19 protein-coding genes and 1 pseudogene are annotated in these 14003 nt (G+C 69.7%); 9 read left to right on the forward strand and 11 right to left on the reverse strand.

Going from position 1 to position 14003, the window contains the following annotated elements; all coding sequences use genetic code 11:
• Positions 1–6 precede the first annotated feature (6 nt).
• The 4 genes from BN1187_RS14290 (at position 7) to BN1187_RS07815 (ending at position 2871) form a co-directional block, all read left to right on the forward strand.
• The gene (locus BN1187_RS14290) at positions 7–162 is read left to right on the forward strand and encodes a hypothetical protein (RefSeq protein WP_157754759.1); all 156 of its coding nucleotides are present in this window, start codon (positions 7–9) and stop codon (positions 160–162) included.
• 176 nt (positions 163–338) lie between these two features.
• Positions 339–1157, forward strand: coding sequence for a helix-turn-helix transcriptional regulator (locus BN1187_RS07805; protein ID WP_040160660.1), 819 nt, complete (start codon positions 339–341; stop codon positions 1155–1157).
• A gap of 107 nt (positions 1158–1264) precedes the next feature.
• Positions 1265–2608 carry a TRAP transporter large permease subunit gene (locus tag BN1187_RS07810; RefSeq protein WP_040160662.1) on the forward strand — a complete coding sequence of 448 codons (1344 nt, stop codon included), beginning with the start codon at positions 1265–1267 and terminating at the stop codon, positions 2606–2608.
• A 23-nt stretch (positions 2609–2631) separates the two neighbouring features.
• Positions 2632–2871, forward strand: coding sequence for a hypothetical protein (locus tag BN1187_RS07815; protein ID WP_040160664.1), 240 nt, complete (start codon positions 2632–2634; stop codon positions 2869–2871).
• A 76-nt stretch (positions 2872–2947) separates the two neighbouring features.
• Here BN1187_RS07815 and BN1187_RS07820 read toward each other — a convergent pair whose 3' ends face one another.
• The 3 genes from BN1187_RS07820 to BN1187_RS07830 are packed head-to-tail and all read right to left on the reverse strand — an operon-like array spanning position 2948 to position 4626.
• Entirely contained in the window at positions 2948–3517 is a 570-nt protein-coding gene (locus BN1187_RS07820) for an alpha/beta hydrolase (RefSeq protein WP_147675092.1), read from the reverse strand.
• Between the two features lie 12 nt (positions 3518–3529).
• Positions 3530–4192, reverse strand: a complete 663-nt coding sequence (locus BN1187_RS07825) for an alpha/beta hydrolase (RefSeq protein ID WP_052462494.1) — start codon at positions 4190–4192, stop codon at positions 3530–3532.
• Positions 4189–4626 (reverse strand): CHY zinc finger protein, encoded by a 438-nt coding sequence (locus tag BN1187_RS07830; protein ID WP_082034599.1) that lies wholly within the window; start codon positions 4624–4626, stop codon positions 4189–4191. The genes BN1187_RS07825 and BN1187_RS07830 overlap by 4 nt, the downstream gene beginning before the upstream one ends.
• Positions 4627–4691: 65 nt before the next feature.
• Here BN1187_RS07830 and BN1187_RS07835 point away from each other — a divergent pair, with 65 nt between their 5' ends.
• The 3 genes from BN1187_RS07835 (at position 4692) to BN1187_RS07845 (ending at position 6919) form a co-directional block, all read left to right on the forward strand.
• A complete protein-coding gene (locus BN1187_RS07835) occupies positions 4692–5447 on the forward strand; it encodes a TVP38/TMEM64 family protein (RefSeq protein WP_072042019.1) in 756 nt (251 codons plus the stop codon).
• Positions 5448–5492: 45 nt separating this feature from the next.
• The gene (locus tag BN1187_RS07840) at positions 5493–6275 is read left to right on the forward strand and encodes a Cof-type HAD-IIB family hydrolase (protein WP_040160666.1); all 783 of its coding nucleotides are present in this window, start codon (positions 5493–5495) and stop codon (positions 6273–6275) included.
• A 110-nt stretch (positions 6276–6385) separates the two neighbouring features.
• A complete protein-coding gene (locus tag BN1187_RS07845; RefSeq protein WP_040160668.1) occupies positions 6386–6919 on the forward strand; it encodes a DJ-1/PfpI family protein in 534 nt (177 codons plus the stop codon).
• Between the two features lie 253 nt (positions 6920–7172).
• Here BN1187_RS07845 and BN1187_RS07850 read toward each other — a convergent pair whose 3' ends face one another.
• Positions 7173–7541 carry a hypothetical protein gene (locus BN1187_RS07850; RefSeq protein ID WP_040160670.1) on the reverse strand — a complete coding sequence of 123 codons (369 nt, stop codon included), beginning with the start codon at positions 7539–7541 and terminating at the stop codon, positions 7173–7175.
• A gap of 39 nt (positions 7542–7580) precedes the next feature.
• Between BN1187_RS07850 and BN1187_RS14995 the strand changes: the two genes are divergently transcribed.
• Positions 7581–7715, forward strand: coding sequence for a hypothetical protein (locus BN1187_RS14995; RefSeq protein WP_261795292.1), 135 nt, complete (start codon positions 7581–7583; stop codon positions 7713–7715).
• Positions 7716–7798: 83 nt separating this feature from the next.
• Here BN1187_RS14995 and BN1187_RS14295 read toward each other — a convergent pair whose 3' ends face one another.
• From BN1187_RS14295 to BN1187_RS15115, 7 genes and pseudogenes are all read right to left on the reverse strand, one after another.
• A complete protein-coding gene (locus BN1187_RS14295) occupies positions 7799–8260 on the reverse strand; it encodes a hypothetical protein (protein WP_147675093.1) in 462 nt (153 codons plus the stop codon).
• Between the two features lie 21 nt (positions 8261–8281).
• Complete coding sequence (locus BN1187_RS14300) at positions 8282–8458, reverse strand: hypothetical protein (RefSeq protein ID WP_157754760.1); 177 nt, start codon at positions 8456–8458, stop codon at positions 8282–8284.
• Complete coding sequence (locus BN1187_RS07860) at positions 8455–8637, reverse strand: hypothetical protein (protein ID WP_040160674.1); 183 nt, start codon at positions 8635–8637, stop codon at positions 8455–8457. Before BN1187_RS07860 ends, BN1187_RS14300 begins: the two co-directional genes overlap by 4 nt.
• Before the next feature lie 231 nt (positions 8638–8868).
• The gene (locus BN1187_RS07865) at positions 8869–10353 is read right to left on the reverse strand and encodes a gluconokinase (protein ID WP_052462495.1); all 1485 of its coding nucleotides are present in this window, start codon (positions 10351–10353) and stop codon (positions 8869–8871) included.
• A gap of 277 nt (positions 10354–10630) precedes the next feature.
• Positions 10631–12175, reverse strand: a complete 1545-nt coding sequence (locus BN1187_RS07870; RefSeq protein WP_040160676.1) for a sodium:solute symporter family protein — start codon at positions 12173–12175, stop codon at positions 10631–10633.
• 218 nt (positions 12176–12393) lie between these two features.
• Positions 12394–12669: pseudogene (locus BN1187_RS15110) on the reverse strand (N-acetyltransferase family protein); the annotation flags it as partial.
• Positions 12670–12684: 15 nt separating this feature from the next.
• Complete coding sequence (locus BN1187_RS15115) at positions 12685–12915, reverse strand: GNAT family N-acetyltransferase (protein ID WP_315969068.1); 231 nt, start codon at positions 12913–12915, stop codon at positions 12685–12687.
• Positions 12916–13028: 113 nt separating this feature from the next.
• Here BN1187_RS15115 and BN1187_RS07880 point away from each other — a divergent pair, with 113 nt between their 5' ends.
• On the forward strand, positions 13029–13955 hold the full coding sequence (locus BN1187_RS07880; protein WP_072042020.1) for a DMT family protein: 927 nt from the start codon (positions 13029–13031) through the stop codon (positions 13953–13955).
• The last annotated feature ends 48 nt before the right edge of the window (positions 13956–14003 follow it).

Consider the following 14003-nt stretch of genomic DNA (forward strand, 5'->3'; position numbering starts at 1 on the left):
ACAACCATGAGAACCCATACCGCTGATTGGCGTCTCGACGACGTCACCATGTCCTGCGGACACACCATGTCCGTCCGTCGCGGCACGACCTGGGCGTTCTGCCCCTGGTGCGCCCAGACCGTGAGCGCCGACGAGGGCTCGCTGTTCGCGAGGGCCGCCTGACGCGCCGTGCGCCACGCTGAAGGGCGCGACCGGGAACCTCCCGGTCGCGCCCTTCGTCTGTCCGAGCGCCGCGCCTGTCGGGGGATCAGGCTTGCCGGACGGGGGATTCCGGCGACGCGGACAGACCGGAGCGTCCTGAGCTCATCCGGCCGAACGGCTGGGGCTACGAGGACGCGGTGAAAAAGTCCGCGAGGGCTCCGGCGCTGTGCGAGGCACGCGCCGACTACGAGGGGGTCGAACAGGCCCTGCGCCCCTTGCGGGAGCCGTGGGCGGCGGAGTGGGTATCGCAGCCGGGGTGGTGGCCGTGGGCGGACGTCTACGGCAACGCGCTCGTGGTGCTCGGGCAGCTGGACGAGGCCGACGCTTTCCTGCACGTGCACGAGCAGCGGGCGGAGGCGGCTCGCCACGCGCCGGCCCGAGGACGCCTCGCGTACGTGCGCGGTCGGCTGCTCGGGCAGCGGGGCGACCTCGACGCCGCCGAAGCCGCCTTCGCGCGCGCTGTCGATCTGCTCGCACCGACGGCGCTGCGCTACGACCAGGCCCGCGTCCACTTCGCCCACGGCCGCACCCTGCGCCGGGCCGGGCGCCGCGCCGAGGCCGAGCGCGTTCTCGCCCTGGCCGGCGAGGCGTTCGCGGAGCTCGGCGCCACGGCCTACGTGGAGCGCTGCGCCGGCGACCAGGCGTCCGCGACCAGTCAGACGCCGACCGCGGCGCTGACGCCCCAAGAGCTGGCCGTCGCGACGCTCGTGCCGCGCGGCCAGACGAACAAGGAGGTTGCGGCCGAGCTGTTCCTCTCCGTCAAGACCGTGCGGTACCACCTGACGAGGGTGTACGCGAAGCTCACATCCGGTCCCGCACCGAGTTGGTCGCCCACGACCTCACCGGGCCCGAGTAGCGACGCGGCCGACTGCACAGGAGGGGCGGCTCCCCGCTGGGGACGCGCCGTCGGGCCGGGGGAAGGCCGTGTCCCGAGCGGTAGGCGTCCGGCCTCTTGAAGAGGACGGATGGTCACGGCCCCCGCAACGATGACCATAACCGCCGGAGGGGGACATCGTGGCAGTAGAGCCGTGCTAGACAGAATCCCTAGTCACAGGGAGGTTTCATGGGCGTCGTTGCCCTGCTCATTTTCATCGCGGTCACGGTGTTGCTCAACGTGCTGCTCAAGCGCGATATCGCTGAAGCTCTGCTGGTGGCGCTGGTCGCGACCTCCCTGGCCGGAGGTGCCCAGGCGCCTCAGCTGCTATGGGGGGCCGTCGTTCGAGCCGTGAGCAACGACGTCACCTTCGCGGGCATGGCGTTCGTCTTCATGGGGGTTTTGGTGGCCCAAACCGGTTTGATCGGGCGCCTGATCCACATCTTCGACGCGGTCTTTGGACGCCTGCCCGGCGGCGCCGCCTATGTCTCGACGCTCGGCTCGGCGGCCGTCGGCCTGGTGGCCGGTTCGACGGCCGGCAATGCCGCGACGGTCGGCTCGGTGACCATCCCATGGATGAAGGAGAACGGTTGGAGCTCGCGCCGCGCTGCGACGCTCGTGGCCGGCAACTCCGGCCTGGGGGTCTCTTTACCGCCGAACTCCACGATGTTCATCATTTTGGGCGCGGCACCCGTCGCCGCCCTCGGCGTGACCGGGGGACAGGTCTACGTGTCCCTGCTTGTCGCGGGCGCCTACTGCGTGCTCTACCGCATGCTGGTCGTCTGGCTCTGGACGCGGCGGGATCGCATCCCGGCGGTGGCGTCCCGTGGTCAGAGCTTCTTGCAAGCGGTGCGGGAGGGCTGGACGTCCCTTTTGATCTTCCTCGGCATCACGATCCCGGTGCTGCTCACGTTCGGACCGATCTTCGACTACCTGTCGGCGCCCGGGCGGGTCGGCGAGGCGATCTCTACGGTTTCGATCATCGTGCACGTGCCGATCCTCATCTCGCTGATCGCCGTCATCGAGGGCTGGAACCGCCTGAAGGGCCGCTGGGGTGAGGTGGCGCGCGCGATGCGCGCGGAGGTGCCGCAGTTCGCGACCGTGGGCATCTCTCTGTTCGCGGCCTTGGCGGCGTCAGACATCATGTCGCGGCTGGGCGTGGGGAAGCAGCTCAACGAGGCGCTGGTGGGCTCCCACCTGCCGAAGCCGCTGATGATTCTGCTCGTTGCGGTGCTGTGCATCATCGTGGCCACTCCCTTGTCGTCCACCGCGACGGCTGCCGCCATCGGTGCGCCGTCGGTCGTCGCCCTGTCGGCCCTGGGAGTGCCTCCCGTGGTTGCCGTGTGCACCGTCTTGGTGTGCACGTCGACCGAAGGCGCCTCGCCACCGGTTGGGGCGCCGATCTATCTGGCTTCCGGTATGGCCGAGGTCGATCCCAAGGAGACGTTCGTGCCGCTGATCGTGTGGTTCGTCGTCCCCATCATCGGCATCGCCTGGCTGCTCGGCATGGGGTGGCTCCCCATCCCGCACTGACCGCGTCGAGAAAGGATGTGGACATGAAGAAGATTCTCGAGGTTGGGTTCTGGGTCTCCCTCGCCGCGTTCATGGTGCTCGGCGGCGTGGTCGTCTTCGGGCAGATCGCGGGGGTCCTCCTCAACAACGGGGCCCTGGTCGCAGGGGTCGATGAGCGCTTCAGCGACCTGGCGTTCTCGCTGTCGACCGTGTGTGCCGCGTTCGCCTTGGCGCTGCGCTACTTCTCCTCGCCTTCGGACGCCTCCGGGGGCGAGGCTAAGTAACCGGAACGGGCCCGCTGCCACAGCCGCGCGTCACGCAGGATTGCGCGCTCGAGCTGGGGCCAGGGTGGGCTGACCGTCAGGGTCGGTGTGCGAGGGTGACATCGGGCCAGGGCGAGGTGTCCAGCACCGGGGAAGTGCGGCCGACCAGCGCGCGTTCGAAGAACGCGGCGGTCAGCGTCCGGGTCACCTCGTGCGTCGACTCCCAGCCGGAGGCGCTGGTGAACCCGGCGAACGCGAGGAACCTGTTGCCGAAGGGGGCGTCGCTGAGATCCGCGTGCAGGCGCCCGGCGAGTTCGGCGTACCAGGCCGGTGCGCGGTTCAACTCGTAGAGCGCGCGCTGACCCTCGGCGTAGAGACGCATCTCCTCCTCCGACCAGTCCTCGGAGCGCATGTCCGCGGCGGGCCGGGTGATCCACATCGCCGGGACGCCGAACCCGGCACGCGCGTCGCGGGCCATCGGGGCGTCCAGCATGAGGCAGGCGCGCACGCGGGCGTCCGTCGCGCACCATTCGGACGTCACCAGCCCGCCGAGGGAGAGTCCGAATGCGCCCACGCGCGCGAGGTCGAGGTGGCCGGCGAGGCGTCCGGGCTGGCCGGCAGCGAGGCGGTCGAGCACCGCCCGGGCGTCCTGGGCGAGGTAAGGCACGATGCCGCGCGGCTAGGGCGTGCCGCGCAGAGTTGGCGCCGGGGACACCGGATCGATGGACTGGTCGATGAGTGGCTTCGCGACGGTCCATCCGGCGTAGGGGATGCGACGACCGTCCTCGAGCAAGGCCGAGCTCGCCGTACCGGGCTGATCGAGCCCCACGACGACGAACCCACGGGAGACGAGTTCTTCCACCTGGATCGTCTGGGATTGGCGGTAGCCCATGTTGCCGGTGAGGACGACGACCACGGGGAAGCGCCCTTCAGCGGGTGGAGCGTCGGTGAGAGCGTGCGTGGGCGAGGAGGCCAGGTACCACAGCAACCAGCGCGGCGCCCCGGCGTAGTCGAGGAGTCCCGCGAGAGCGTCGCGGTCGCGTAGGTAGGGCTCCACGGGGCCGGACGATCCGGGCGCCGCCGGGTACCACGCCTGCACCGTCAACGTCCGCGGGCGCCCGGGCGCGAAGATGTCCTCGCGGGCGGCGTCGCTGACGGTGAACACCGTGGTGCCGATGGGGTACGGGCCGGTCGGACGCGGCAGAAAGTCCCGCGGGACGAGGACGGCGCCCGCCAGCAGGGTCGCCACGACCATGGCGAGCAGGACGGCGGACCAGCGGGGGACGCCGCGCCTCCGGCGTCCGTTGGTGGCCCCCTGTCGTCCGGTGGCGTCGTCCGTCATGGGAGCCCGTCCGCCTCCGGCGCGTCTGGTGCGTCCAGCGCGAAGTACAGCGGCGCGTGCGCGGCGCAGCCGGGGTTGAACGGATGGCCGCAGGACGGACACGCGGGGTGCGCGCTGTACTCGCGGTAGCCCATGACGTGGCCACAGGCGCCGCACAGCACGGCGTCGGGAGCGTCGAGAGGCATCCGGCCGAACGCGTGGCCGGCGTGCTCGTCGTGGCAGCGGTGGCAGGCCCAGTAGCGCCCGCACGTCGCGCAACGGTTGGCGACGACGTCCCGTTCGGTGCGGTAGTGGGCGCAGCGTCCCTCGGCGTCCACCCCGGTGCCGGCGATCTCCCGCCCCGCCTCCTCGGTCGGACGCCGGCCGGTCCGGGAACCGGCGTCGGGTACCGGAGCCGATGGGTGGCCGCGATCGGGGGCGCCGGCAGGAGTCATGGGACCATTGTGCCGGTGGCAGCTGTCCACGGAGCGCTGCGAGCCCAGCGCGTAGGCTGGTCGTCATGTCCATCCCCCCTGATTCCGAGCGCTCTGACGCGGGCGCGCGACTGGCGCCGCGGAAGGCGAACGGTGGGCTCGACTGGCAGTCGATCCTGCGCTCGGCGGCTCTGGTCGTGGCGGTGCTCATGCTGATCTGGATCGGCTTCAACGTGCGGCTCCCGGAGCTGTCGGTGTTGCGCGCCCGGATCGAGAGCTACGGGGTCTGGAGCAGCCTCGTGTTCGTGGCCGTGTACGCCGTGGTCGCCCTGACGCCGATCCCGGTGACGATCATGGCGCTGACGGGGGGAGTGCTCTTCGGCATCGTGGAGGGCAGCTTCCTGTCGGTGATCGGTTCGATGATCGGGGCCTATGGCGCCTATTGGATCGCCCGGTTGCTCGGCCGCAGCACCGTCCTGCGCATGCTCGGCTCCCACCGGGACACCCTCGAAGAGCGCCTCGAGCACGGCAGCTTTTCAGCGGTGTTCACCCTGCGCGTCCTGCCGGGGATCCCGTACTGGCCGGTCAACTACGCCGCCGGGGGACTCGGTGTCGGCCAACGCGACTTCTTGGTCGCGTCGCTCATCGCGTCCGTCCCAGGGCAGGTCTCGCTCGTCGGCATCGGCGCCTTCGCCGCCCAGCCGACCGTCGCGCTGGGTGTGGCGGTGGTGCTCGCGTGGCTGATCGTCGGGTTCTTCAGCGTCTGGGCGTGGCGGTCCTGGCGCGGCATCGCCAGGCACCCGTTGCCCGGGGCCCCTACCGACGAGGCGCCCGCCGCCTGATCTCGACGCCCCGATCCGTCGCCCCTGCCACCCCGGGAGGTCCCCATGACCGTGCGCGTCATCGCCGTCGACATGGACGGCACGTTCCTACGCTCCGACATGACCTATGACCGCGAGCGCTTCGTCCGCCTCCGCGAGCGCATGCGCGCCGCAGACATCCGCTTCGTCGTCGCGAGCGGCAACCAGTACTGGCAGTTGGCGTCCTTCTTCGATGGCGGCCTGGTGGACGCCTTCGTCAGCGAGAACGGCCACTTCGTCTACGAGGACGGCGAGCGCCTCTATTCCGCAGAGCAGTCTCCCGACGCTGTGCGCAGCATGATTCGCCTGCTGGAGGATGGCGGCTGGCCGTACCTGGTGAGCGGACCCGAAGGTGCCTTGATGCGCTCGGACGTCAGCGCGGAGGGGTGGTCCTGGGCGAGCCAGTACTTCCACCGGCTGACCCGGGTGGCTGACCCGAGGGAGCATGCGGACGAGGTCGTCCGGGCGAGCTTCCTGGCGCACGATCCGGTCGCGGCGGCCGAGTCGGTCGGTCAGGCACTCGGCGGCAGCATGGACGCCGTGGCCTCCGGCCCCGAGGACGTCGACCTCAACGTTCCCGGGAACAACAAGGCTGTCGGACTGGGTCACGTGCTGGAGCGGTGGGGGGTCGATGCGGCCGACGTCGTCGCGTTCGGCGACAACCACAACGATCTGGAAATGCTCGGCGTCGCGGGGCTCTCGATCGCGATGGGGAACGCGCGCCCTCGCGTGCAGGAGGCAGCCGACCGGCTGGCCCCGTCCCATGACGAGGATGGCGTCTTGGTCGTGCTCGAGGAGTTGCTGTCCTGACCGGCAGCCCGCGGTCCTCACTCGGAGAGGTGTGCCGATAATCGGTCACTCTTACTACAATCGGACCCGACGGGCGCGTTTCTCGATGCCGCCCGCGGAAGGAGACATGCATGGCCGAGAAGAAGATTCTGATCGTGTCGACCGACTTCGGCACCGAGCGCGACGAACTGACGGTTCCGCTGCGCAAGCTCAAGGACTTGGGCCACCAGGTGAGTGTCGCGACGCCGTCCGGAGAGGACGTCCAGACGTTCGTGGGTGATCGCGACCGTGACGAGGTCGTCCCCACGGACCTGAAGCTTGCCGACGCCAGCGGCCCCTACGACGTGATCGTGCTGCCCGGCGGCACCCTGAACGCCGACGCCGGCCGCATGGACGAGGGGATCCGGGCCATCGTGAAGGAACAGGCCGGCGCCGGTCGGCCCGTGGCCGCCATCTGCCACGCGCCGTGGGTCCTCGTCGATACCGAGTTGGCCAGCGGCAAGAACCTGACGTCCTACACGTCGGTTCGCCCTGACCTGCAGAACGCCGGCGCGACGTGGCACGACCAGTCCGTCGTGACGTGCGACGCGAACGGCTGGACGCTGATCACCTCGCGCAATCCCGACGACCTCGACGACTTCGTCGGGGCCATCGACGCCTTGTGACATTCCCCGCACCAGATATCAGCGATGCCCCCCGCGCATTAGGCGCGGGGGCATCGCCTTGCTCGGTGCAAAGGGGACGGGACGGTGGCGGCCGTCCGAGGGCCGACACCATGCCCCTTAGCAATCACCGCGAGATCGCACTGCTTTCGTCGCCGGGCGATTGATGACCGTCCTCCTACTTTCGTACCAGGACCGCGAAGCGGACGGGACTAAAGAATGAATTCCGGGCACTTTTGGACCAAGTTTCGGAGGCCTACTTCTTTTGGGCAGGAATCGCGATCGCGAGCACGTCGCCGGGATTCCAAAGGCCGTTGGTCCGCTGCACCGAAGCCGCCAACCGCACGATCGTCTCCGTCGGGCCGCACTGCACCTGCACCGTGAGTGGCGTGGGGGCCTGGCCGGCCTTGAGTTCCTCGCGGACGACGCCGTTCACGAGGAGCCGCTGCGCGTGGGTGGCGTTCAGCGGGAGCGTCGCGGTCACCTTGCCGGCCGTGCAGTTCGTCGCGGCGCTCACCGCGAGGGACGGCAGCGGCGGGCAGTCGACGGTGAGGCGCTCCCCGAACGGAGTGACGGGGCCGCCGGTCGCCTGCCAGGTGGTCGTGACGACGTGCGTGTCGGACACAGGCACCGTGCGCGAGCCGCACGCGCCGGGGGCGGCCGCATGCTGCTCACCGCGGTGAACCGCGCCACCACCGAGTCGTTGTCGCGGACGGCGTACGTGATGGGCTCCGACGAGGTGTTGCAGGCGCGGACGGTCACCGGCGGAACGCCCACGCACTCGGTGGAGCAGGTGTAGCTGACCGTGGGGGCGTTGAGCTGCGCCTGGTAGCTGGCGGTGCCCACCACCTGCGCCTTGGGGGCGAAGCTGATCAGGCGCTGCTAGCCGGCCCGCGGCCGGGTCATCATGAGTGCGGGGGACGCCACGGTCGCCGTGGCTCGGAAAGACACGGAAGCCGGCGTGTTATGTCTGGTGAAAGAGACCTTGACCGCGCCAGCCGCACTGGAATTGACCGTGGCGCTGGCGAGGCGCGGCGACGTGGCGCTCAGGCTCACCGGCGCGGCGACGATCCTGCCGGTTGCCGGTCGGACGGTCACGCTGAGGGATCCGGCGACCCCCGGCAGAGCGGCCTTCGTCACGGATAGCTGGACCCGGTACGGGCCGGCCATGGTCGCGGAGTCGGTCACCATGGTGCGGGCGCGGGCGATCACCGTCGCGGGCAGCCCGCTCTTGGCGTCCAGGCCGCGCTTCACGGCTGCGCTGTTCGGGTCGTCGATGTGGAGCGCCGCCAGCCGGACGGCGGCCGCCTGAGCCTTGTTCTTCGTGTCGCCCCAGGTCGACACGATGTAGGACAGCCGACGGGTCTAGGCCTGCGTGAGCTTCGCAGGCGCGGTCTCGGTGAACCACGGCATGGTGGCCACGTTGAGGCCGGGGCCGATGCAGTACGCGAGTCGCCCGGCGTTGATCCATTGGCCGAACCAGGTGCCGTTGGCCGTACGGATGCCGGCGCCTTCCCGGATGGCGTCCGTGCCGCGGATCACGGCGACGTGGTCGACCGCGTCGTCGGTTGCGCTGACGGCGGCGGAAACGGTGCGGGGGCCGCCCCGCCGAGGGGCGCGGCGGTGGCCAGAGTGGTGACCGGAATCGTCAGCGCCAAAAAGGCGCCGAAGATCATGCCGAGCACAGGCCGAGGCAATGTGGCGGTGTTGTTGCCGAACATGGTGAGATTCCCTTCCTAGGGCGTCATTTGTTTGAACCATGGCGCCGGGGGAACCCATATCTTCGGCAACTGCTCTGAATGGGGGGAGGGACGGTGCTTCGGTTAAGAGGGATCTAGCATCACAATCCGGCAACTATGCAAATTGGCTTCTGCCACTGTTTCGATGAAGATATTGTTCACGATTTCGCTTATCACATCGTTATGCTATGACGTCTTATGGCGCACGGCGGGTCAGCGGAAATCGGCGCCGAGGCGTCCGTAGCGGGCGAGCAATTGGGGCAATTCGTAGTGCATCTCCTCGTACACCTGGCGCGCATCGTCGGAGACCGTCAAGCGGACCTCCTCGGAGTCGCCGCGCAGCAGCTCGTAGCCGTCCTGCAGCGAGGGCGCGACGCCCAGGGCGTACACGCCCACAATCGCCGCGCCCAGCCCGGAGCCCTCGGCGGCGCCGGTCACGACGAGGGGACGGTTCAGGACGCCCGCGGCGATCTCGCGCCACACCGGCGAGCGGAACACGCCGCCGGTGGCCCGGATCTCCTCGACGCGGTTGATCATCCGCACCCGGCGCAGGATCGTCCACAGCTGGAACGACACCCCCTCGATGCCGGCGCGGATGAAGTGGTCGGGCGTATGCGCCTGGCGCACGTGCAGGAAGGCCCCCCGGATCTCCGAATCCCACAGCGAGGCGCGCTCGGAGACGAGGTAGGGGATCATCCGCAGGCCGTCCGCGCCCGGAGGGATCGCCTCGGCGCGGCGGCACGCCTCGGCGTCGTCGCAACCCGGCGCGTACGTCTCGGTGAGCCAGCGTTGGACGAGTCCGCCGTTGCTGACCGCGCCGCCGGACACCCAGACGTCCTTGGTCAGGGCGTAGCAGAACAGCCCGGAGACGACCGCGGGGGCGCGCAGCACCATTCGAACCGCCCCGCTGGTGCCGATCGACAAGCTGGCCTTGCCCGGTTCCATCGCGCCGGTGCCCAGGTTGCCGAGCGGGCCGTCGCCGGCGCCGAGCACGACGGGCAGTCCCGCGCTGAGCCCGAGGATGCCCGCCGCGCGCTCGCCCAGCGGCAGCGTGTCGGTGGTGTCGTGGATCTCGGGCAACTGCTCCGGCCGGACCCCGGTGATCTCCATCGCCTCGGGGTTCCAGGCCTGCTCCTCCATGTCGAGCATGCCGCTGCTCGACGCCGTGGACAGCTCCGTGGCCACCTGGCCGGTCAGCACCACGAGGATCCAGTCCTTCAGCCCCACCCAGTAGCGGGTGCCGGACACGGTCCGCGGGCTGGTGTCGGCGAACCACTTGAGCTTGACCAGCGGCGACATCGGGTGGGTCGGCGTCCCGCTCGTGTAGTACAGGCGCGGTCCGGTGGAGTGCTGGTTCAGCTCGTTGGCCTGCTCCCACGCTCGCGAGTCCGCCCACGTGAGCAATTGGGTGACGGGCCGGAGGTCCTCGCCGAGACCGATCAGGCCGTGCATGGCGGTGCTGATCGAGATGCCGACGACGCGCTGCGGGTCGATCTGGCTGACCGCGTCGCGGGTCGCCTCGAGGACGCCGAGAGCGATGGTGTCCGGGTCTTGCACGTGCCAGCCCGGTTGGGGGTTGAGGAGGGGATACTCCCGTGATTCGGTCAGCCGCACGGTGCCGTCGAAGGAGAAGAGGGACGCCTTCGCAGCCGTGGTGCCGACGTCCAGGCCGATGATGATGTCTCCGGATGCGGTCATGGCTTCATTCCACCCGTTTCGCGAGGGTCCGGGAAGCCCGGTTGCCGGATTGGTGCCGACCTGGGCGGGGAACGCGGGTCGCGACGGTGGGCGCAGGGGGTGTGTGTGGTGCCCGCGACGAGCTCGTTCGTGAGCAGACGACGAACGGCCCCGCGCCAGATAAGTGGCGCGGGGCCGTCGGTGACCGACGGGCCAACCGGGGGGCCGGAGCTGGTGGCGTCGGGGGCCCGGTGACGGCGAGCGGGACGGTCGCGAAGGCGGGCGCGTCCCGCTCCGCTCAGCCCTTGAGCGTGGCGGGGGCCGGCTCGGGGGCGTCCGGGGCGTCGACGTGATCCAGCATGTCGTCCACGGCCGGGGGGACGGCCTTGCCGGCCGACTTGTTCACGTAGTTGCCGATGATGAACAGCAGGCAGGTGACCAACAGCGGCAGGCCGGTGCGGATGTCGGACATCAGCGGCGCCTTCGGGAACAGCTGGGTGATCGCGAACGCCACCACGCCGCCGGCGATGCTGATGAGGGTCCACGTGCCGTCCGTGTGCCGGAACCGCTTGAACAGGCCGAGGATCAGCGGGCCGCCCGTGACGCCCACCAGCGCGTTGAACCAGGTGAGGACCAGGCCGATGACGCCGCCGAACGCGGCGTTGTTCGCGCCGACGATCATCGTGACGACGGTGAACGTGACCGTGATGATGCGCGCCCACATCAGCGACTCGCGGCCCGAGTCGATCATGGCGCGCCACTTGCGGGACAGCACCGGCAGGATGTCGCGCTGCGTGACCGCGGCCAGCGCGTTGATGTCGGAGACCGTCATGCCCATCGTCGCGGCGAACATCGCCGCCAACACCAGGCCGACGAGGCCGTGGGGCAGGTAGGTCATCGTCAGGGTCGGGTAGAGGTTGGCGTCCGGCTTGTCCATGCCCGGGAAGATGAGGCGTCCGGCCCACATCGGGGCGAAGATCAGCAGCGGCCACACGAAGTACAGCGCGGACGACAGCAGCTCGGCCTTGCGCGCCTCGCGTCCGTTCGACGTCGCGATGAAGCGGGCGGCGAGGTTCCAGTTGCCGCCGTTGTACTCGAACGTCTTCACGAACAGGTAGAGCAGGCACCACAGCATCGTGTAGTCGCCGTTGAACGGCGCCGAGAAGTTCGGCTGGACGCGGTCGAGCGCACCCCACATGGTGACGTAGTTGAGGCCGCGCTCGCCGAGGGCGAAGCCGACGCCGACCGCGATGAAGATGCCGGCCAGCAGCTGGACGGCGAACTGGACGAAGTCGGTGAGCAGGTCGGCCCACAGGCCGCCGATCGTGATGTAGATCATCGAGACGAGGCCCGCCAGGATGATGCCCCAGAGCACGGGCACGGCGCCGCCGGAGAATCCGTTGACGAGGATGCCGATGGACGCCCACTTGGCGCCGATGTCCAGGAGCTTCATCAGGACGCCGAGCCAGGCGATGACCTGCTGGCTCGGCAGGCCGTAGCGCGTCTTGAGGTATTCGGTGGGCGACTGGATGCCGAGCTTTTGGCGCAGTCGGGGCCAGCGCGGGGCGAGCCAGAAGGCTCCGATGATGGTGGCCATGCCGATGACGAAGGCCCACCAGACGTAGATGGTGAAGCCCATGTTGTAGGCGATCGCCGCGTAGGCGACGAAGACGACGCCGGAGTGCCCGGAGACGTGGTGGGAGACGCCCGACAGCCACCAGGGCACCTTGCCGCCGCCGACGAAGAAGTCGGCCGAGTCGCTGCTCTTTCGCTTGCTGTAGAAACCGATGCCGACCATCAAGGCGAAGAAGAGGCCGACCACAATCCAGTCGAGTGTGTTCATGAGTGTCCGTCCAGGCCGAAGAAACGCGCCCGCTCCCTCGTCGGGGCGGCCGAGCGGTCGGGACGCATCCCGCCGCGGGCCGCACACTAGAACATCACGGATTGATCACCGGACGCGACGCGCGGTGCCGCCCCGGTTGCACGGAGTTGCCGCGGACACGCGCTCGCTGCCTTGCGTGGCGGTGGCGCTCGCCGTCCGGATCACCGGGCTGGACGGCGTCAGCGCGGCACCGCGTCGGGAACCGCCCGGTCGTCCAGCTGCAGCGTCAGAAAGGACAGGTCGAGCCACTCGCCGAACTTGGTGCCGACCTGCCGCAGCACGCCGGCGTCCACGAAACCGAGCTTGCGGTGCAGCGCCAGGGAACACGTGTTGCGTGCCTCGATCGCGGCCACCATCACGTGCTTGCCCAGGGCGCGCGCCCGCGCGATGAGTTCGGTGGTCAGGAGCGTCCCGACCCCGCGGCCCTGGGCGCCGGGCCGGACGTAGACAGAGTGCTCGACGGTGTGCCGCTAGCCGTCGAAAGGCCGCCAGTCGCCGAACGTCGCGTAGCCGACCACGGCGCCGTCGTCCACGGCCACGAGCACGGGGTACCCCTTCCGCTCGTGCTCGGCCAGCCAGGCGCGGCGGTTGTCCTCGTCGACAAGCCGGTCGTTCCAGATGGCTGAGGTCTCCCGGACGGCGTCGTTGTAGATCGCGGTGATGGCCGCGACCGCCGAGTCGTCGGCGTCCGTGATGAGCATGCGCGTCTCCTTGCTGCGGGTGCGAGCGTGAGACCAGCCCCGCGGGGCTTGAGTGCGTGGCCGGCGCTCGTACAGTAGCTTGGTCGTCGGACCCGCGCCCCCGAAGGAGCCTCATGCCTCAGAACACCCCGTTGGCGATCGCTCTGGTCGTCATCGGATCGTTCTGCTTCGCGATGTCCGCCCACGTGCAGCACGGCGCTGTCGGCGGCCACCTGGAGGATCCCTCCCAACGCCAGGCCATGAACCTGCGCTCCCTGGCCCGGCTGCTGAGCGTGCCGCGCTGGTGGGCCGGGCTGGCCTTCATGGGGGCGTCCTTCCTGCTCCAGGTCGCGGCGCTGACCATGGCGCCGGTGTCCGTGGTGCAGCCGGTCGGGCTGCTCGCCTTCCCGTGGTCGGTGCTGCTGGCCGCCCGCGCGTCGAAGACGCCGGTGCGGGGCAAGATCAAGGTCGCCCTCGCCGTCACGATCGTCGCGACGCTGGCGTTCACCGTACTCACCGGCGTGTACGCCCAGTCGGGCCGCGGCCTGAAGGCCCGCGACATCGTGATCGGGGCGCTGGTGGTGTACGTGTTCGCCATCGCGTTCGCGGTGATGGGGACGCGGGGGCCCAAGCCGTGGCGCTGCCTGTTCTTCGCGTCCGGCGGCGCCCTCTTCTACGGGCTCGAGGCGGCGCTGGTGAAGGCGCTGATCGAGTACGCCCAAGAGCACGACTGGCTGCACGACCCGCTGATCTGGGGCATCGTGATCGCCCTGATCATCGGCAGCATCGCCGCGGGCGCGTTCGTCCAGCAGGGCTACGCGACGGGCCCCGCCGAGGTGGTCGTCGGCTCGATGACCGTGACGAGCCCCGTGGTCGCCGTGCTCTACGGCTTCCTGGTGCTGGGGGAGGCGCGCCACATGGGGGTGCTGCCGATCATCGGCATGATCGCGTTGGGCCTGTGCGCCATCGGCGGGGTCGTGACGCTCACGCGCGTCCACCCTGATTGGCAGCGCGCCACCGATGACAGTGGTCGAACGCCTGAAGAACCCGCCCGCAGCTGAATTCTCCCCTCGCGGGTCAGAGCCCAGAAGACCGTCCACACGGGCCGG

The sequence above is a fragment of the Nigerium massiliense genome (genome assembly GCF_000826085.1).
Lineage (GTDB): Bacteria > Actinomycetota > Actinomycetes > Propionibacteriales > Propionibacteriaceae > Propioniciclava > Propioniciclava massiliense.

What these genes read in the sequence shown, in the direction of transcription:
- BN1187_RS14290 (WP_157754759.1), top strand. Translation starts at nt 7, where the DNA reads ATGAGAACCCATACCGCTGATTGGCGTCTCGACGACGTCACCATGTCC.
- BN1187_RS07810 (WP_040160662.1), top strand. Translation starts at nt 1,265, where the DNA reads ATGGGCGTCGTTGCCCTGCTCATTTTCATCGCGGTCACGGTGTTGCTC.
- BN1187_RS07815 (WP_040160664.1), top strand. Translation starts at nt 2,632, where the DNA reads ATGAAGAAGATTCTCGAGGTTGGGTTCTGGGTCTCCCTCGCCGCGTTC.
- BN1187_RS07825 (WP_052462494.1), bottom strand. Translation starts at nt 4,192, where the DNA reads ATGACGGACGACGCCACCGGACGACAGGGGGCCACCAACGGACGCCGG.
- BN1187_RS07830 (WP_082034599.1), bottom strand. Translation starts at nt 4,626, where the DNA reads ATGACTCCTGCCGGCGCCCCCGATCGCGGCCACCCATCGGCTCCGGTA.
- BN1187_RS07835 (WP_072042019.1), top strand. Translation starts at nt 4,692, where the DNA reads ATGTCCATCCCCCCTGATTCCGAGCGCTCTGACGCGGGCGCGCGACTG.
- BN1187_RS07840 (WP_040160666.1), top strand. Translation starts at nt 5,493, where the DNA reads ATGACCGTGCGCGTCATCGCCGTCGACATGGACGGCACGTTCCTACGC.
- BN1187_RS07845 (WP_040160668.1), top strand. Translation starts at nt 6,386, where the DNA reads ATGGCCGAGAAGAAGATTCTGATCGTGTCGACCGACTTCGGCACCGAG.
- BN1187_RS14995 (WP_261795292.1), top strand. Translation starts at nt 7,581, where the DNA reads ATGCTGCTCACCGCGGTGAACCGCGCCACCACCGAGTCGTTGTCGCGG.
- BN1187_RS07860 (WP_040160674.1), bottom strand. Translation starts at nt 8,637, where the DNA reads ATGTTCGGCAACAACACCGCCACATTGCCTCGGCCTGTGCTCGGCATG.
- BN1187_RS07865 (WP_052462495.1), bottom strand. Translation starts at nt 10,353, where the DNA reads ATGACCGCATCCGGAGACATCATCATCGGCCTGGACGTCGGCACCACG.
- BN1187_RS07870 (WP_040160676.1), bottom strand. Translation starts at nt 12,175, where the DNA reads ATGAACACACTCGACTGGATTGTGGTCGGCCTCTTCTTCGCCTTGATG.
- BN1187_RS15115 (WP_315969068.1), bottom strand. Translation starts at nt 12,915, where the DNA reads ATGCTCATCACGGACGCCGACGACTCGGCGGTCGCGGCCATCACCGCG.
- BN1187_RS07880 (WP_072042020.1), top strand. Translation starts at nt 13,029, where the DNA reads ATGCCTCAGAACACCCCGTTGGCGATCGCTCTGGTCGTCATCGGATCG.